The sequence below is a fragment of the Magnetospirillum sp. ME-1 genome (assembly GCF_002105535.1).
In the GTDB taxonomy this organism is placed as follows: Bacteria; Pseudomonadota; Alphaproteobacteria; order Rhodospirillales; family Magnetospirillaceae; genus Phaeospirillum.
Map to the genome: position 1 here is coordinate 1,911,348 of NZ_CP015848.1, position 17,950 is coordinate 1,929,297.

At 66.2% G+C, this 17,950-nt stretch carries 17 protein-coding genes; 6 read left to right on the forward strand and 11 right to left on the reverse strand.

Translation table 11 applies throughout. The features are described from left to right. Window positions 1-78 precede the first annotated feature (78 nt). Entirely contained in the window at window positions 79-1,029 is a 951-nt protein-coding gene (locus tag WV31_RS08940; protein WP_085373222.1) for an NADP-dependent oxidoreductase, read from the forward strand. Window positions 1,030-1,154: 125 nt separating this feature from the next. Here WV31_RS08940 and WV31_RS08945 read toward each other — a convergent pair whose 3' ends face one another. Further along, on the reverse strand, window positions 1,155-1,559 hold the full coding sequence (locus WV31_RS08945; protein ID WP_085373223.1) for a bacteriohemerythrin: 405 nt from the start codon (window positions 1,557-1,559) through the stop codon (window positions 1,155-1,157). 157 nt (window positions 1,560-1,716) lie between these two features. Between WV31_RS08945 and WV31_RS08950 the strand changes: the two genes are divergently transcribed. Further along, window positions 1,717-2,511 (forward strand): undecaprenyl-diphosphate phosphatase, encoded by a 795-nt coding sequence (locus WV31_RS08950; RefSeq protein ID WP_085373224.1) that lies wholly within the window; start codon window positions 1,717-1,719, stop codon window positions 2,509-2,511. A gap of 556 nt (window positions 2,512-3,067) precedes the next feature. On the opposite strand, the gene WV31_RS08955 is transcribed toward WV31_RS08950, so the two are convergent. The 6 genes from WV31_RS08955 to WV31_RS08980 form a co-directional block, all read right to left on the reverse strand. Continuing rightward, window positions 3,068-4,753, reverse strand: a complete 1,686-nt coding sequence (locus WV31_RS08955) for a cation acetate symporter (RefSeq protein WP_085372683.1) — start codon at window positions 4,751-4,753, stop codon at window positions 3,068-3,070. Then, window positions 4,753-5,088, reverse strand: a complete 336-nt coding sequence (locus tag WV31_RS08960; RefSeq protein ID WP_085373225.1) for a DUF485 domain-containing protein — start codon at window positions 5,086-5,088, stop codon at window positions 4,753-4,755. Before WV31_RS08960 ends, WV31_RS08955 begins: the two co-directional genes overlap by 1 nt. A gap of 172 nt (window positions 5,089-5,260) precedes the next feature. Beyond that, window positions 5,261-5,476: a FeoC-like transcriptional regulator gene (locus WV31_RS08965; protein ID WP_085373226.1), complete on the reverse strand. Its 216-nt coding sequence runs from the start codon at window positions 5,474-5,476 to the stop codon at window positions 5,261-5,263. Next, window positions 5,473-7,797 carry a Fe(2+) transporter permease subunit FeoB gene (gene feoB, locus WV31_RS08970; protein WP_085373227.1) on the reverse strand — a complete coding sequence of 775 codons (2,325 nt, stop codon included), beginning with the start codon at window positions 7,795-7,797 and terminating at the stop codon, window positions 5,473-5,475. The genes WV31_RS08965 and feoB overlap by 4 nt, the downstream gene beginning before the upstream one ends. Before the next feature lie 2 nt (window positions 7,798-7,799). After that, the gene (locus WV31_RS08975) at window positions 7,800-8,033 is read right to left on the reverse strand and encodes a FeoA family protein (RefSeq protein ID WP_085373228.1); all 234 of its coding nucleotides are present in this window, start codon (window positions 8,031-8,033) and stop codon (window positions 7,800-7,802) included. Window positions 8,034-8,128: 95 nt separating this feature from the next. Next, window positions 8,129-8,824 carry a class I SAM-dependent methyltransferase gene (locus WV31_RS08980; RefSeq protein WP_085373229.1) on the reverse strand — a complete coding sequence of 232 codons (696 nt, stop codon included), beginning with the start codon at window positions 8,822-8,824 and terminating at the stop codon, window positions 8,129-8,131. A gap of 134 nt (window positions 8,825-8,958) precedes the next feature. Between WV31_RS08980 and WV31_RS08985 the strand changes: the two genes are divergently transcribed. Together WV31_RS08985 and WV31_RS08990 are read left to right on the forward strand one after the other, a co-directional pair. Next, on the forward strand, window positions 8,959-9,744 hold the full coding sequence (locus WV31_RS08985) for a glucosamine-6-phosphate deaminase (RefSeq protein WP_085373230.1): 786 nt from the start codon (window positions 8,959-8,961) through the stop codon (window positions 9,742-9,744). A 30-nt stretch (window positions 9,745-9,774) separates the two neighbouring features. Further along, a complete protein-coding gene (locus WV31_RS08990) occupies window positions 9,775-11,052 on the forward strand; it encodes an alpha-glucosidase/alpha-galactosidase (protein ID WP_085373231.1) in 1,278 nt (425 codons plus the stop codon). On the opposite strand, the gene WV31_RS08995 is transcribed toward WV31_RS08990, so the two are convergent. Beyond that, window positions 11,053-13,158 carry an ATP-binding protein gene (locus WV31_RS08995; protein WP_168185886.1) on the reverse strand — a complete coding sequence of 702 codons (2,106 nt, stop codon included), beginning with the start codon at window positions 13,156-13,158 and terminating at the stop codon, window positions 11,053-11,055. 187 nt (window positions 13,159-13,345) lie between these two features. Between WV31_RS08995 and WV31_RS09000 the strand changes: the two genes are divergently transcribed. After that, a complete protein-coding gene (locus WV31_RS09000; RefSeq protein ID WP_085373233.1) occupies window positions 13,346-14,806 on the forward strand; it encodes a hypothetical protein in 1,461 nt (486 codons plus the stop codon). On the opposite strand, the gene WV31_RS09005 is transcribed toward WV31_RS09000, so the two are convergent. After that, the gene (locus WV31_RS09005; protein ID WP_085373234.1) at window positions 14,791-16,197 is read right to left on the reverse strand and encodes a nicotinate phosphoribosyltransferase; all 1,407 of its coding nucleotides are present in this window, start codon (window positions 16,195-16,197) and stop codon (window positions 14,791-14,793) included. The two genes, WV31_RS09000 and WV31_RS09005, sit on opposite strands and share 16 nt — an antisense overlap. Before the next feature lie 215 nt (window positions 16,198-16,412). On the opposite strand from WV31_RS09005, the gene aat reads away from it, so the two are divergent. After that, on the forward strand, window positions 16,413-17,045 hold the full coding sequence (gene aat / locus WV31_RS09010) for a leucyl/phenylalanyl-tRNA--protein transferase (RefSeq protein ID WP_085373235.1): 633 nt from the start codon (window positions 16,413-16,415) through the stop codon (window positions 17,043-17,045). On the opposite strand, the gene WV31_RS09015 is transcribed toward aat, so the two are convergent. Both WV31_RS09015 and WV31_RS09020 read right to left on the reverse strand, forming a co-directional pair. After that, complete coding sequence (locus tag WV31_RS09015) at window positions 17,042-17,467, reverse strand: DUF2155 domain-containing protein (RefSeq protein WP_085373236.1); 426 nt, start codon at window positions 17,465-17,467, stop codon at window positions 17,042-17,044. The genes aat and WV31_RS09015 overlap by 4 nt on opposite strands. Then, a complete protein-coding gene (locus tag WV31_RS09020; protein WP_085373237.1) occupies window positions 17,467-17,943 on the reverse strand; it encodes an MlaD family protein in 477 nt (158 codons plus the stop codon). The genes WV31_RS09015 and WV31_RS09020 overlap by 1 nt, the downstream gene beginning before the upstream one ends. Between the last annotated feature and the right edge of the window lie 7 nt (window positions 17,944-17,950).

A 17,950-nucleotide genomic window follows, 5' to 3' on the forward strand; every position in this document is an offset into this window, starting at 1 on the left:
GGTTTATAAGTGAAATGGGGTCCGGGGCTTGGCCCCGGATGGGTTCGGGCGATAGCCCGACTGCACGGAGCGCTCGCCATGAAAGCCATAATCTGCGACCGGTTCGGCGGCCCCGAGGTGATGCGCCTGGACGAGATCGAGACGCCGACGCCCGGTCCCGGCGAGGTGCTGATCCGCGTCCATGCCGCCGGAGTCAATCCGGTGGACTGGAAGATCAGGGAAGGCGGACTGGCGCGGCTGTTTCCCTGCAAGTTCCCGCTGATCCCAGGCTGGGACGCCGCCGGCACCATCGCGGCGCTGGGGGACGGCGTAACCGGCCTGTCCTTGGGCGAGCGGGTGTGGTCGTTCTGCCGCAAGCCCGACATCCAGTGGGGCACCTACGCCGAATACGTGGTGATGAGCGCCGACGGCGTGGCGCCCATGCCGGCCAATTACACCTTCGCCCAGGCCTCGACCGTGCCGCTGGCGGCGCTGACCGCATGGCAATCCCTGCTGGAGGTGGCCCAATTGCGCCCCGGCCAGAGCGTGCTGATCCATGCGGGGGCGGGCGGCGTCGGCGGCTTCGCCGTTCCCATGGCCAAGTGGGTGGGGGCAAGGGTGATCGCCACCGCCCAGGCCGCCAACCACGAGTATGTCCGCGCCCTGGGGGCCGACCACGTCATCGACTACGCGGCCGAGGATTTCGTCGCCGCCACCCGCGCCCTGGCGCCTGAAGGCGTCGACATGGCTTTCGGTACGGTGGGCGGCGAGGTGCTGACCCGATCCTACGAAACGGTGAGGGCGGGCGGGCTGCTGGTCTCCATCACCGACAAGACCGACAAGGATCTGGCCGAGCGCCTCGGCATCCGCTGCAAGTACGTCTTCGTCAAACCCGATTCCGGCCATCTGCGCCGCCTGGCCTCGCTGGCGGAACAGGGCGTGCTGCGGGTTCCCGACATCGTCGAGATGCCGCTGGCGCGTGCGGCGCAAGCCCTGGACCTGTCCAGCACCGGGCATGTGCGCGGCAAGATCGTGTTGACCATCGGCTGAAACGCCTCACGTCATCCCGAGCATGTGCGAGGGATCTCCGCCTGGACCATTGGGACCGGTTCGGAATGGCCGCGCCAGGACGAGATCCCTCACTGCGTTCGGGATGACAGGGCAAGTCTGCGGTATCACTCGCCCTTGAAATAGGTGCGGTACAGCATGTCCTCGCCCAGGATGTGCTCCAGCAGCCAGGCCTTGAGGAAGGCGGTCATCTCGGTGGTCAGGGCGTCCGGGGTTTCGCCGGCCAGATGGCGGTCGCGAAAGGCCATCACCGACTCCTTGAGCCGCTGGTGGTCGTCCTGCTGTTTCTCCAGGCGCGGATAGTCGCGGGACTTCAGCGCCATTTCCTCGGCGGCGAAATGGGTGTCGGCATAGGCCAGCAATTCGTCGAACAGCCAACCCAGCTCGGCGATGCTCTCACCGCCATGCCAGGCGTCGTACAGACGGTTGAGCAGGCTGATAAGTTTCTGGTGGTCGGCATCCATGCGGGCCGAACCGACACTGAACGACGGATCCCACTCGATCAGAGACATCAGCCCACCTTGCTCCAGGTCGAAATCCCATAGACCTCGAGTCTTAGGTCAAGTCTCGTCCATGGGCAAGCGTCTCGCTCAGCATATGTTTAATGGTTGCTAAACGGCGCCGCGCCCACCATGATCCGCCGCCAAGGCAATTCCGAACGGATCCACCATGCTCGCCATGATCGAAGCCCTTCTCCTCGGCATCGTCGAGGGGCTTACCGAATTTCTGCCCGTCTCCAGCACCGCCCATCTCATGCTTGTCGGCGACCTTCTGGGGTTCCAGGGATCGTCGGGCAAGACCTTCGAGATCGTCATTCAGCTGGGCGCCATTCTGGCGGTGTGCTGGGTGTTTCGGGAACGGCTGTGGGACGTGGCCGTCACCTTGAACCAGCCCCGCTCCTTCGCCTTCGTGCGCAACGTTCTGCTGGCCTTCCTGCCGTCGGCGGTCGTGGGCGCCCTGGCCTATAAGTACATCAAGCAGATGCTCAATTCGCCGCTGGTGGCCGCCTCGGCCCTGGTGGTGGGCGGGTTCGCCATCCTGGCCGTGGAACGCCTGGCCAAGCGCGCCCGCGTTCATGACATCGAGGACATGTCGCCGGCCCTGTCGCTCGGGGTCGGTGCCTGCCAGCTGCTGTCCATGGTCCCCGGCGTGTCGCGGGCCGGGGCCACCATTCTCGGCGCCATGCTGCTGGGCCTGGACCGTCGCGCGGCGGCCGAGTTCTCGTTTTTCCTGGCCATTCCCACCATGTGCGGCGCTTCGGCCTATTCCCTGTACAAGAACTGGTCCGAGATCTCCTTCGACGGCGCCGGCCTGATCGCCATCGGCTTCGTGGCGGCGTTCTTCTCGGCCCTGGTGGTGGTCCGGGGCTTCATCGGCTTTGTCGGACGGCACGGCTTTACTCCCTTCGCCTGGTACCGCATCGCCTTCGGCTCGGTGATGATCGCCCTGATCCTCAGCCGCTGAAGTAATCGGCCGGGACTTTTCCCGCCCGCGCGCAGACGCGGAAGAGGCGGATGAACCACCAAGACACCAAGGACACCAAGAGGGCGGGGCAGGAAACCCCGCCCCGCCTCGCCGTCATGGGCGGGCGTGGGCCACCGGGGTAAGCCCGGTGGAGAGAGAACGTCGTCTTGGTGGTGAAAAAGCCTATTCCCTGATATCGGGGGAAACCTGAGCCGGACAGCCATCGGCTTGACCTGGGGCCCAGGGGGCGGCTCCGATGTAACTGGGCTGTATCGACGCTTTAGGGAATTCGGCTGATTTCGGGCCGGAATGCCTTCCCGAGAGAAATTTCAGCCACAGATGCACACAGATAAACACAGATGAATGAGGAGCATTCCTTATCTGTGTCCCGCGTAGCGGGAATCTGTGTTCATCTGTGGCCCATTTTCAGGTCTATCCGCCTGAATGTCGATTGGCCTTTAGTATCTTCGCCTTCTCGCAGCCTTTTCGGGCAAAAGAAAAGGGCCGCCGGAAAACCGGCGGCCCAGTGAGTAAGTCTGTTGCCAGTGCTTAAGCCTTAGTGGCTGGCGGCGCCTTCGGCACCCAGGCCGGTCTCGGACCGGATGGACTGGGCTTCGTAGGCGGCGCGTTCGGCCTGGGCCTGCGGGCTGTTGTCCATGATGGAGAACAGCCACGAGAAGAAGAAGGCCGCCGGCACCGAGAACAGGGCCGGATAGGCGAACGGGAACAGGGCCTCCTTGAAGCCGAAGCTCTGCACCCACACGGCCTTGGACAGGACCACCATGATCACGGACATCAAGAGACCGATCATGCCGCCGAGAACGGCGCCACGGGTGGTCAGGCCGCCCCAGAACATGGACAGGATCAGCACCGGGAAGTTGGCCGAGGCCGCGACCGAGAAGGTGAGCGCCACGATGAACGCCACGTTCTGCTTCTCGAAGATCAGGCCCAGCAGCACGGCGACGATGCCGAGAGCGATGGACGAGATCTTGGAGACGGTCACTTCCTTACCTTCGGTGGCCTGGCCGTGCATGATGACGCTGGCGTACAGGTCGTGCGAAATCGCCGACGCGCCCGCCAGGGTCAGGCCCGACACCACCGCCAGGATGGTGGCGAAGGCCACGGCCGAGATGAAGCCGAGGAACAGGTTGCCGCCGATGGCGTGGGCCAGCCACACCGCGGCCATGTTGTTGCCGCCCTTCAGGTCCAGGGAGCCGAGGCCCTTGGCCAGGTATTCGGGATTGGTGGCCACCAGGGTGATGGCGCCGAACCCGATGATGAAGGTCAGGATGTAGAAGTAGCCGATGAAACCGGTGGCGTAGAACACCGACTTCCTCGCCTCGCGCGCATCGGGAACGGTGAAGAAGCGCATGAGGATGTGCGGCAGGCCGGCGGTGCCGAACATCAGGGCCATGCCCAGCGAGATGGCGTCCACCGGGTTGGTGACCAGGGCGCCGGGCGCCATGATCGCCACCTTCTTGGGATGAACCTCGATGGCCTTGACGAACAGCTTCTCGAACGAGAAACCGAAGTTGTACATCACGCCGAGAGCGATGAAGGTAGCGCCGCCCAGCAGCAGGCAGGCCTTGATGATCTGCACCCAGGTGGTGGCGACCATGCCGCCGAAGGTGACGTAGATCATCATCAGCGCGCCGACGACGATAACCGCGTACAGATAGTCCATGCCGAACAGCAGCTTGATCAGCTGGCCGGCGCCGACCATCTGGCCGATCAGGTAGAAGATCACCACGATCAGCGAGCCGGTGGCCGCGAAGGTGCGGATGGGCGTACGGGCAAGGCGATAGCCGCACACGTCGGCGAAGGTGTACTTGCCCAGGTTGCGCAGGCGCTCGGCGATCAGGAACAGGATGATCGGCCAACCGACCAGCCAACCCACCGAGAAGATCAGGCCGTCATAGCCCGAACCGTACACCAGGGCGGAAATACCCAGGAACGAGGCGGCCGACATGTAGTCGCCCGCGATGGCCAGGCCGTTCTGGAAGCCGGTGATGCCGCCGCCGGCGGCGTAGAAGTCGGCGGCGGTCTTGGTGCGGCCGGCCGCCCAGTAGGTGATTCCGAGGGTCGCGCCCACGAAGATCACGAACATGATGATGGCGTGCCAGTTGGTTTCCTGCTTCTGGGCATTGCCCATGTCGGCGCCGGCCGCCAGGGCGGCGGTGGCCAGGAGCGCCATGCCGCCGAAGGCGAGCGTGGACGCGATTGCGGTCTTGGTCATCTTCATCAGCGGGATTCCTCGATGATCTGGCGGTTCATTTCGTCGAACTCGCCATTGGCGCGATAGACGTAGATACCGGTCAGCGCGATGGCCGACAGGATGACGCCCACGCCGATGGGGAAGCCGATGGTGGTGACGCCGGCGCTCGACAGCAGGGTGCCCAGCCACGCCTTGTTGAAGGCGATGATGAGGATGAAGCCGAAATAGATGGCGAGCATGATCACCGACAGCGTCCACGCGAAGGCGTTACGCTTGGCGACCAGCTCCTTGAACTTCGGATTGTTCCGAATGTGCTCGGCGCTCGCGAGATTCGCGGCCGATGGCTTGCCATGTGAACTCATTAATGCTCCTCCCCTGACGTTGCATGGGTTACCGCCGAGATTACGGTCGGCATTGTTGGACGCCCCGTCCCCGTCGAACGGACGGGGCGAAACTCTTCAACGACAACGTACAGGAGGAAGATTGCGCCGAGATGACGGCAGGATTAACTCGGGCAGGGCAAAGGGTAGGAGATCACCCCACCCACTCGTATATTTCGTCCTGGCGGATATGACAGTGGCAGCCGGAAGCGCAGGAGCCCGAATCCACCCGCCGGACGCGGCCCTTGGCGATCCAGTGGCCCAGCACTTGCCGGACGGTATCGGGCGAGGTGTCGAAATGGGTGGCGATCTCGCTCAAGCCCGCGCGATGACGCTCCACCAGATAGGCCTTCGCCTCCACCAGGGTCATGTACGCGCTCCCGAAACGGTGGTCAGCCGCCGCTCGCGACCACGCGCCACCAGCCACATCAGCCCGGCCGCCGACAGCGGCGCCAGGATGCAGGCGGACAGCCAGCCCAGCGACCGGGCCGGATGGGCGGCGAAGGTGGCGGCCTGATAGGTGGCCACCGAGGCCGAATAGCCCAGCAGCGACGTCCAGCCGACGGCAAAGGCCGTCCAGCCGCCGCCCGCTTCCTGGCGGATGGCGCCCAGCGACGCCACGCACGGCGTGTAGAGCAGGATCAGCACCATATAGGCCAGCGCCCCGGCCATGCCGTCGAAGCGGGCGACCATGGCGCCGAATACGCTGTCCTTGACCTTCAGCTCGGCGGCGGCCTCGGCGGACGAGCCGGTGAAGGACAGGTCGAGGCCCAGGGGATCACCCAGGGACTGGGCCAACTTGGACAGCCTGGCGGGAACGCTTGCCGCCGCCGCCGCCAGCTTGTCGCCGATGCCGGCCTTGGCCTCTTCCGGCGCCGCGCCGCCATCCTCGGCGCCCACCTGGGAGTAGAGCGCGTTCAGCGTGCCCACCACCGCCTCCTTGGCGAAAACCCCGGTGAACAACCCCACCGCCGCCGGCCAGTTGTCGTCGGAAAGGCCCATGGGCCGGAAGATGGGGGTGATGGCGCGGCTGACGGCGGCCAGCACGGACTCGCGGCTGTTTTCCTTGCCGAAGCTGAGATCGGTGCCCAGCGCGTTCAAGACGCTCAGCACGGTGACCAGCGGCACGATGAACTGCCCGGCGCGGAAGATGAATTCCGACAGACGCTGCCAGGCCTGCAGCATGACGGTGCGCGCCGTGGGCAGATGGTACGGCGGCAGCTCCAGCACGAAGGGCGAGGCCTCGCCCCGCAGCAGGGTGGCTTTGAGCACCAGGCCGGTGCCCACCGCGAAAACGATGCCCACCAGATAGAGGGAGAACACCACGTTCTGGCCGTTCTCGGCGAAGAAGGCGGCGGCGAACAGGGCGTAGACCGGCAGCCGCGCCCCGCAGGACATGAAGGGCGCCATCATGATGGTCAGCACCCGGTCGCGGCGGCTTTCCAGGGTGCGGGTGGCCATGATGGCCGGCACGTTACAGCCGAAGCCGACGATGAGCGGCACGAAGGACTTGCCGGGCAGGCCGATAGCCCGCATGGCGCGATCCATGACGAAGGCGGCCCGCGCCATGTAGCCCGAATCCTCCAGGAACGACAGGAACAGCGAGCCGATGATGGGCACGAAGGTGGCCACCGTCTTGATTCCGCCGCCGATACCGCCCGACACCACGGCGACCAGCCATTCGGGCGCGCCGAGGGCGCCCAGGACCAGGGTGCTCCCGTCGATGACCAGGGCCTCGGCGGCCATGCCGAAGACATCGATGAAGGCGCCCCCCACCTTGATGGTGAACAGGAACATCAGGTACATGGCGGCCAGGAACACCGGCACGCCGAGGAAGCGGTTGAGAACCACCTTGTCGATGCGCCGGGTCATGGCCAGCGACACCTTGTGGGTCTGCTGCACGCACGCCTGCATCACCGTGCCGATGAAGGTGTAGCGCCCATCGGCGATGATGATGTCCGCCTCCTCGCCGCATCGGGCTTCGATCTCGGTGCGGTGCGCCTCGACCTCGGCGTCCATCCGCCCCTGGGCCAGGGACTCGGCGAAGCTGTCGCCCTCGATCAGTTTCAGCGCCACCCAGGCGGATTCCACCCTGGAGCGGGCGGCCGCCTCGGCCAGACGGGGGGCCAGGGCGTCGCGCGCGGCAGCCACCGCTTCGGCGTGATCGGGCTGAACGCCCGGCACCCGGCGGGCCCGGCAGGCGGCGGCGATGGCCGCCTTCAGCTCGTCCACCCCCTTACGTCGGCTGGCCACCAGCGGCACCACGGGGCAGTCCAGGGCACGGGACAAAGCTTCCACGTCGATATGGATGCCGCTCTTCTCCGCCAGGTCCATCATGTTGACGGCCACCACCAGCGGCACCCGCATTTCCAGGAGCTGGGCGGTGAGGTAAAGGTTCCGTTCCAGGTTGTAGGCATCGACGATGTTGACCACCACCTCCGGCTCGCCGGACAGAATGTAGTCGCGCGACACCCTCTCGTCCTCGGAGCCCTTGGAGATGCCGCCGATCATGTAGATGCCGGGCAGATCGACCAGATCATAATCCTGGCCATCGCGGCGGTAGGTCCCGACCTTCTTCTCGACGGTAACGCCGGGCCAGTTGCCCACTTGCTGGGTCGAGCCGGTCAGGATGTTGAACAGCGTCGTCTTGCCGCAATTGGGATTGCCGACGACGGCGACCACATGGGCCATGGTCAGGCCCTGACCGCCTTCAGGATGGCGGCCTCGTCCTTGCGAAGGGTCAGGGTGAAGTTGCGCACGGAAATCTCCACCGGATCGCCCAGCGGCGCCACACGGGTCACCGAGAACACCGCGCCGGGAGTCAGCCCCATGGCCAGAAGCCGCTGGCGGTAATCCCGTTCGCCCTTGGCGAAGCCCACCACGCGGGCCGTGTCACCGGGCTTCATCTCCTGCAGCGAAACATCCATGGCTTTTGCCTCGCAACCCCAGATGCAAGCGCATCGCATCTTCATTCTCAGGCATAGACCATTGGAAAAATATGGTCAAGACCGGAAAGAGCGGGTCAGCCCCGCCGCTGGGCCAGGATGGACCGGCGATGGCTGGCGTGGCCGATATTGCCGGACAGGGGCGAGGCATCGAACCCGGCCTCGTCCAGCCGCGCCACGATTTCCTCGATGGTGTAGGAGGACAGGCCCAGGGTCTTGCGCCGCTGGTGGTAGTTGGAATTGAAGGTGCGCAGCAATCCCCTCACCGCCTCGAGGAAGAACGCCTCGCGCCAGGCGAATCTCAACAAGGCGGCGACGTCGCCGCTGACGCTGTTGGTCGGGCTGAGGATGTCGCCGATGATCAGCCTGCCCCCCGGCTTGAGAGCCCGGTGCAATTGCCCCAGCAGGGCGGGCAGGTCTTCGCGCGGAAGGTACTGGATCACCGAAATGAGCAGCACAATATCGCAGGCGCCGTCCAGAATGGACAGGTCGTCGGGCACCACGATACCGTCCAGGTGGGAATAACGCTGGCGCAGCCTGGGGCGCCGGCCGCCGGCGGCGTCATAGAGGAACACCCGCCCCCCCCTGGCGACGATGTCGGGCGCCATCAACGCCTCGCCGCAGCCGAAATCCAGCAACGTGAACGGGGCAGAGGGAAGCAGCGGGGAAATTCCCGCAAACAACTCCCTGTAATGGGCCTCGAGATGGCGAACCCCCGTATAAACCGAGACATCGCCATCCCAGTAATCGATCCAACCGCTCTTGTGGTTCATTCATGCCCCCAACTTCCCGACGATCTTGGCGGGAAAGACCACTCCCGCGCAAGGGGAAGCTCGCAATAAAGGATGCATTTCCCATCAGGCCTCGTACACTGATCCTGGTGAAGGATTGATCAGGAGGCCACACGGTGCGAGTGCTGATCGAAGCCGACCCGCAAGCCGTCGCCCTGCGCGCCGCCGCCCTGGTGGAAGGGCTGGTCCGGTCCAAGGCCGGTTGCGTCATCGGCCTGGCGGCGGGCGCGACACCGCTCGCCCTCTATGCCCAGCTGACCGACCGGCGGCGCGGCCTGGATTTCTCGCGCGCCGCGGTTTTCGGGCTGGACGAGTATCTCGGCCTGGATGGCGCCCACCCCGCCAGTTGCGCCCTGACGCTCCGCGCCCACTTCATCGACAAGGCCGGCGTATCGCCCGCCCGGACCCATCTGCTGGACGGCATGGCCCAAGGCGACCTGGCGGCCTATTGCGCCGCCTACGAGGAGCGCATCCGGGCCGCCGGCGGGCTGGACCTGCAGATCCTGGGGCTCGGCGTCAACGGCCATATCGGCTTCAACGAGCCCGGCTGCAGTCTGGCCGGGCGCACCCGGCTGGTGGGGCTGCGCCGCAGCACGCGGGCGACCAACGCGCCGATCTTCGCCCCCGCCCCGGTGCCGGAAGCCGCCCTGACCACCGGAATCGGCACCATCCTCGAGGCCCGGCGCATCATCTTGCTGGCCACCGGCCCGTCCAAGGCCGATGCCGTCGCCAAAATGGTCGAGGGGCCGGTCACCGCCCTGGTCCCGGCCTCGGCCCTGCAACTCCACCCGGATGCCGTGGTGGTGCTGGACGAGGCGGCGGCGGCGGGACTGGCACTGGCCGAGGACTATCGGGACGAGGCCGCGATCTGCTTGGAAAGGGGCGGCATCGCCGCCATTTGAAAATCAAGAATGACCTGGGAGGGTCGAACCATGAAGAACATCACCAAGATCGCCTTTCTCGGCGCCGGCAGCATGTCGTTCGGGCTTTCCACCTTCCGCGACATGTTCTCGTCGGACACCCTGGCGGGATCCACCCTGGTGCTGGTGGACCATGATCCGGACGCTCTGGCCCGCATGAAGGCCCTGGCCGAGCGCATGAACGCCGAGGGAAAGGCGGGCATGATCATCGAGGCCACCACCGACCGCCGCGCCGCCTTCGACGGCGCTTCCGTGGTGATCAACTCGGTGGCCATCGACCGCATGCGCCTGTGGAAGATGGATTTCGAAATCCCCAAGAAGCACGGCATCCGCCAGACGTTGGGAGAGAACGGCGGACCGGGCGGACTGTTCTTCACCATGCGCACCCTGCCGCTGATCTTCGAGATCACGCGGGACATGGAGGAACTGTGCCCCAACGCCCTGTTCCTCAACTTCTCCAATCCGGAAAGCCGCATCGTCCTGGCCTTGGGCAAATACAGCCCCATCAAGTCCATGGGGCTGTGCCACGGCATCTTCATGGCCCGCGGCGCGCTGTGCCACATCACCGGCCAGTCCTGGCACGACACCGAGTGCTGGGGCATCGGGCTGAACCACTTCCAATGGATGCTGGGGTTCCGCAACCGCTGGACCGGCCAGGATCTCTATCCCCTGCTGCGCGAGAAGGAGCCTTCCTTCGACCCCACCTTCCAGCCGTTCAGCCGCAAGATGTTCAACATCTACGGCCTGTGGCCCAGCTGCAGCGACGACCACATGGGCGAATACCTGGCCTTCGGCTGGGAGGGCGGCGAAGAGGGCCACGACTACGCCGGCGACGCCCGGGAACGGGTGGAACTGCAGCAGACCATCGAGGGCGTGCTGAAAGGCGGGCCACTCCCAGACGAGTGGAAGCATTCGGTGGGCGAGCGCACCAACGTGGTGGTGGACGGCATCATCAACAACCGCCACCACTACCTGGAATCGGCGGTGCTGATGAATAACGGCACCATTCCCAACCTGCCGCCCGACCTGGCGGTGGAGGTGCCGGCCATCGTCGATGCGGCGGGCGTGCATCCGGTCTCGCTGGGGCCGCTGCCCGAACCCATCCAGAAGCTGGCCCTGGTCCAGGCCGGCGTGCAGCAATTGTCGGTGGAGGCCGCCGTCCACGCCTCGAAGGAGCTGGCGCTGCAGGCCCTGCTGGCCGATCCGGTGGTCAATTCCTCGGACGCCGCCGTCAAGCTGCTGGACGAGCTGTGGGAGATCAACAAGCCCTATATCAGGAAGTGTGTGTGATTACGCCTTCGGCAGGCTGACGAAGAAGGTGGAGCCCTGCTCCACCTTCGATTCGACCCAGATGCGCCCGCCATGGTGCTCGGCGACCTTGCGGCACACCGCCAGCCCGATGCCGGTGCCCTCGTACTGGTCGCGGCTGACCATGCGCTGGAAGATGCCGAACACCTTGTCCAGGCATTCCGGCTCGATGCCGATGCCGTTGTCCTTGACGGCGAAAACCCACTCGCGCCCGGCATCGCGGCACGAAACCTCAACCACCGGCTTACGGTCGGGCGGGCAGTATTTCACGGCGTTGCCGATCAGGTTCTGGAACAGGCGGGTGAGTTCCGATCGGTCGCCCCGCACGGTGGGCAGCCCCTCGGCCACGGCAACCTTCGCCCCGGCGTCGCGGATGGCGATTCCGAGATTACTCAGTCCATCGGCCAGCACCAGGCCGAGGTCGATGGCTTCCATGGAGGACTGGCGGCCGATGCGGGAGAACTCGAGAAGGTCGGCGATCATGCGGTCGAGCCGCTTGGCGCCATCGGTGGCGAAGGTGAAGTATTCCGAGGCTTCGTCGTCGAAGGTCGGCTTCAGCTTCCGGCGCAGCAATTCCATGTAGGAATTGATCATGCGGAGCGGCTGGCGCAGATCGTGGGAGGCGACATAGGCGAACTGCTCCAGCTCTTCGTTGGATTGCTTGAGCTCGGCCACCAGTCCGGCCACCCGCCCCTCGATCCGCTTGCGCTCGCTGATGTCCTCCTGCTGGCCGACGAAGCCGCGCAGGCGGCCGCCCTCGTCGATGACCGGCGAGATGACCACCGAGGCCCAGTACGTGCGGCCGTCCTTGCACCGGTTGAGCAACTCGCCGCGCCATTCGTTGCCGCCCAGGATGGTGCGCCACAGCTCCGCATAGGTTTCGGGGGGCGTTTCCGGGGTCTTCTGAATTCGCGGCGTCTGGCCGATCACCTCGTCCAGGCTGAATCCCGTGAACCGGCAATAACTTGGATTGGCATAGTCGATCACCCCGTCGGGATCGGTGGTGATGATCATGTTGGGATTCTGGTCGACGGTCTCGGACAGGCGGCGCAATCGCGCCTCGCGCTCCAGGCTGCCCAGATGGCGCAGCGAGAACAGGAACAGCATTCCGCCCAGCCCCAGGGCCGCGATGCCAAGACCGGTGAACCAGGACAGGGTCCGGCGCCATCCGGCCAGCGCCCCTTCGCGGGTCACGGTCGCCAGGGCCAGGATGGGATAGCTGCGCCCCACATTGTAGCCGATGATACGCGACGAGCCGTCGAACGGGCTGATCTTCTCGTCATGGCCGGACCCGCTGGCGATCATGGGCCCCAAGCCGGGAAAGGCGTTCGGCCGGGTCTGGGCGAAAGCTTCGGTGAAGGGATAGCGGTAGAGCGGCGCTCCGTCCAGGCGATGGATGGCGATGGTGCCGTCCGCCGGCAGGCGCAGGCGCGCGAACAGCTCCTCGAAACGGTTGACCCGGAGCGAAATGCCGATCACCCCCTGGAAGGACCCGTCCTCGCCGCTGATGCGCTGGGTCAGGAAGAACACCCACAGCCCGGTGATCTTGGACTGGGACACCTCGCTGATGAACAGTTCGTCGCCCGGCTTGTCGCGATGAAAGGCGAAATAGGGCCGCTGGGAGGCATCGGCCTGCCGGGTGGGATTGCTGACCGAACTGGCCGAGGCGATTCCGCTCGCATTGACGAAGAACAGGGCATGCAACGGCTTGTCGGCCGGATCGTCGCTGAACAGGTTGAGATGGGCCCTGAACATCTCGTACCAGGCGGTCTCGCTGAAGGCGTCGACCCCGCCGCGGGCGCGGATTTCACGCTGCAGCGACGTCAGGATCGCCGCCTCGGAGCGGATGGTGGCCTCCACCTGTTCGGACAGGGCAAGGGCCAGGGTCCGCATGGAGCGCCCGGTCTCATCCAGGGTGTAGCGTGGGCCCAGCCACGCCACCACCAGATAGGCAATGACCAGGAAAAGATTGGCGGAAACGAAGGCTGCGATCAGCCAGCGGCGCAAACGCCCGAAACCCGGCGCCTCGGACTCGCCCAATCCGATCCTGGCCAACCCGATCCCGGCGGTCGGCGGAACCACACCCATTCTTCGCTCCACATTATCCAGCGGGTCGAATGTACAGGATCGGGGGGGAGGGGAAATCACCTTATCATTCCACAGGACCAAAGACATAATTTCCGCCCTGAGAGGGGCGTGACAGGGAAATAACGGATGATCGCCGGCGAATTTGTTGCTACACCCCCGCCACCCACAACCCTTACCCCGAGGGGCCGTGATCAGAACTGACGCCTACAAGCTGAGCGTGACCGGCCTCGCCATCCTGGCGCTCGGCCTGTTCGCCTATCCCTGCCTGCGTGTCGGCACCGCCCTGGAAATCGACTACAACGAGGGCTGGAACGCCTATCAGCAGATGCGGGCCATGGCCGGGCTTTCGCTCTATTCCGCCGACACCCCGCTGTTCGTCAACAACTACCCTCCCCTTTCCTTCTATCTGGTGGGAATGCTGGGACGCCTGACCGGCGACATGGTGCTGGCCGGCCGCCTGCTGTCGCTGGCCGCCGTCGCCACCATCGCGCTGTCGGCCGCCCTGGTGGCCCGCGCCGCCGGCGCCCGGCGGATTGACGCGGTGCTGTCGGGCTCGGCGGCGCTGGGCATGCTGTCGGGCTTCGCCACCGATTACGTCGGCGTCAACGACCCGCAATTGCTGGCCCAGGGTTTTCTGTGCGCCGGCTTCGCCCTTTACGTCGGCGGACGCGGCAGTGCGGCCCGGCTGCCCCTGGTCGCCCTGCTGTTCGCCGCCGGATTGCTGTGCAAGCACAACGTCCTGGCCCTGCCGCTGGTGACCACAATCCATCTGGTCTGGCGGGGCAGCAACCGCGAACGGGCCTTGTTCCTCGGTACCGGCCTGGGACTGGCGGCCCTGGCCCTGCTGGTCATCGAGGCCAAGTTCGGCAGCGGTTTCTTCAAGAACCTGCTGGCGTCGCGTCAATACGACCCGGCGCGCGGCGTCATCCTCAGCACCGAGATGCTCGACCTGCTTCAGGCTCCCATCGCGGTGGTGGGGCTGTTCGCCCTGCTGGGCCGCCAGGGAGGAATCGCCGCCAAGCTGGGCGCCTATCTGGCGCTCAGCCTGCTGATCGCCATCGGCTTTTCCGGCGGCGCCGGCGTCGATACCAACATCTTCTTCGACGCCATGATCGCCTGCGCCATGGCCGCCGGCCCGGCAGCCGCCTGGGTCCGCGCCCGCCCCGGCGCCGGCCCGCGCGCCTGCGCCGCCCTGGTGCTGCTGATTCACGCCGGATTACTGTTCCACATGCCCATCGCCCTGGGGCGCTTCGCCGTGGACATGGCCGGTGGCGAGTTGAAGGAGCGCGAGTCCCTGTTCCTCGAGGACGTGGCCTGGCTGAAGGCCATTCCCGGCCCGGCCATCTGCGAATCGCTGCTGCTGTGCCTTCGGGCCGGAAAGCCCATGTGGATCGACGGCTATTCCGCCACCCAGGCGGTGATCCACGGCCGGGTGCCCGCCGATACCCTGACCGGCCTGCTGGCCCGCCACGAAGCGTCCGCGGTGCAGATCACCAGCCGTCGGGCCCATCCGGTCGACGATCCCAAGGGTGCCCAGTCCATACCGCCCCGCTTCATCAACTTCCCCGACGACATGTTCGACGAGCTCGACCGCTCCTATGCCCTCAGCCGGACCGGCATCACCGGCCGGTTCTACCTGCCCCGGTAGGCCCTCTCGCGCACCTGGGCCAGACTCTCTTCGACCAACAGCTCGCCGTCGCGGAACACCGGACGCAGCAGATCGGCCCTGGCCGGGCATTCCTCCAGCCGGACGGTCCGCATGCCGCCCGCCCCGTCGCCCACCAAAGCGAGGCGACCGCGCTTGGACCCTTTGCCGCTGTCGGTGACCGGCTCCTTGTAGACGTCGCGCCATTGCCCCCTCACCCGGACGGCGGAGGCCTTCATGGCCCACGAGAAGGTGTCGCGGTCCACCTTCTGGAGCAGCGCGCCGCCCATGCCGAAGGCGATGTTGTCCACGGCGAAGCCGTCCTGGGTCATGCGGGCCAGAATGGCGCGGATGCTGTGGGGATTGACCCCGTCGCCCTGGATGATCCGCACCGCCGGGTGGAGGACGTGGAAGCCCTTGGAATTGCGCGTGGTGCCGAAAGCGCCGGCGGCAAGGCGCAGCACCTCGGCCACCACCTCCACCGGATCGCCGGAATCGGGGCGGATCACCAGGGTGCCTCCCGTCTCCAGCACCTGGGAGCGCAACTCCCGCCCCCACAGATGCTCGACGGCGTGGAAGACGTCGTAGGAATCCGAGACCACCGCCAACAGCCGCCCCGGCCCGCCGAATTGGGCCAGCATGTTGGCATAGGCCGCCACCTCGTCCGCCCGTCCCCAGCTGGTGATGGTGGAATGCTCGGCGGCCGGAATGGAGAAGCCGGCCATGGGCTCGGCGTAGTGCTCGGCGGCGGCCAGCAGGGCCTCGACCGTGTCGGTGCCCCTGAAGTTGACCAGATGGGCCAGCCCGCCCAGGGCCGCCGACTCGCCGGACGAGGCGCCGCGGGCCCCGAAATCGTGCAGCTTGAAGTCCAGGCAGTCCTCGGGCGCGTCCGAGGTCAACCGCCAGAACTCGCGCAGAATCCGCTTCACCGCCCACGAGATGGTGGCCACCGTGGATGGGTACCACAAGGCCCGCTGCAGCATGGTCTCCAGATAGGAGGTCAGCCAGTACGCCCGAGGATCGGTATTGACCACCTGGGCCACCGCGTTGGAGAACGGCACCATCGTGCCTTCGGGAACGGCCTTGATCTCCACCGGCAGCCGGCCGCCGTGGCGGCCCAGGATGTGACGCCAGCCCTCCTCGTGAAACGGCACGCCGTGGCCGCCGAACAAATGCGCCGCCTGTTCGATGTCTTTCGCCGACACCGGATGGGCCGCCAGTTGGCACAGCAGCGGCTGCAGGCCGAACACCAGGGTGCCCGGCAGGTCGAGCCCGCTGTTGTCGGCGCGGGCCTCCACATAGGACGAGACGTGTTCGGTCCCGGGCGGATATTGCCACTTGTGGCTGGCCTTGTAGCTGTCCACCGCCAGGATGGGGTTGAGGGCGCCCCTCATGCCGCGCTCCTTTGGCCGTCCCCGGCGAAGGCGGCATGGCCCATGGCCAGATCCTCGCCCCAGAACTCCCCGTGCAAGCGCTCGGCCTTCATCCGCCCCCTCATGCATATAAAATGTGCTTTTGTCACGTTAGCCCATTATATAGGCAGCGATGGGCGGCAACAAGCGCCCGACGCCGAATTGCCGTTGCCCCCGTCATTGCGATAGGCTGGGGCATGCGCCCGCTCACCTCGGACCTTCTGCTGCGCGCCTATGCCTCGGGGATATTTCCCATGGCACGGTCGCGCGACGAGAACCGCCTGTACTGGATCGATCCGGAACAGCGCGGCATCCTGCCGCTGGACGCCTTCCACATTCCCAGAAGCCTGCGCCGGACGCTCAGGAGCGGTCGCTTCGAATTTTGCTGCGACACTGCCTTCGAAACGGTGGTGCGGGCCTGCGGCGAGCCTACCCCCGACCGTCCCGAGACCTGGATCAACGAGGAGATCGTCCGGCTGTTCGTGGAGCTGTTCGGGCTGGGCCTCGCCCATTCGGTGGAGGTCCGCCTGGACGGCGAGTTGGTGGGCGGGCTCTACGGCCTGGCCCTGGGGGGCGCATTTTTCGGGGAAAGCATGTTTTCGCGCCGCACCGACGCTTCCAAGGCGGCGCTGGTCCATCTGGTGGCGCGGCTGCGCCATGGCGGCTTTCGCCTGCTGGACACCCAGTTCGTCACCGACCACCTGAAGCAGTTCGGCGCGGTGGAAATCCCCCGCGCCGACTATCAGAAACGCCTGGCCGAAGCCCTGGACGAACCGGCCCGCTTCGACCGTGACGCCATGGTGCCGTGGGAGCTGGCGCTGGACCGCTAACGCGTCTTGCCCCGGCAATCGAGGACCCAGATGTCGTAGACCGGGTGCTCCATGGCCGAGAGTGCCGGGCTCGACGCGAACATCCAGCCGCGGAACAGGGCCGCGGCCGGCTGGTCCTTGCGTAATTCCCAGATGTCGAGGAAGGCGGCGCTTTCCGGCTGATCCTCGGGACGGCGCTTCTTGCAGGCGCGCACGATGATCTCCAGCGCCCCCACATGCACCGGCGCCCCCACCGGCGCCTCCACCGTCACCACCCGGGCCGTCACCTTGTCCAGGCCCTGCAGCACCGCCGTATCGAAGGACAGGTCGGTGCCGGTCATCTGGGGCGGGGCGGCAGGCATGGACGGAGGCGCCGGCTGGGCCGCCGCCGGCACCACGGCGAGCACCGCCGGCAACAGCAGCGCGGCGAGCCGAGCCCGCATCAGGGCTTGGCCCCGGCCGAGGGCGGCTGGTTGTCGCTGGTGGCCAGGAAGATCAGCTGGCCGACCATCTCCTCGATGGACTTGAAGTTCTTGGACGGGCCCAGAGCGCCGCCGGCGGCGATCTTGGTGGCCGACTTGCCCGGGGTCAGCTTGACGAACTTGCCGCCCAGCAGCCCTTCCGACGACACGCTGGCCACCGTGTCGGCGGGCAGCGTGATGCCGTGGGCGATGGAGAGCTTGACCACCGCGTCGTAGGTCACCGGATCCAGGGATTGCGAGGCGACGGTGCCCACCTTGATGCCGTTGATCTTGACGTCGGCGCCGGTATCCAGGCCGCCGACGCTGGCGAAGGTGGCCGAGACCTCGTAGCCCTCGATCTTCTTGATGTTGGCATGGCTGTAGGCGAAGACCAGGAAGAAGCCCGCCACCGCCAGAACCACGGCCCCCATGATGGTTTCGATCAGATTCCGTCCCATGGCCTAC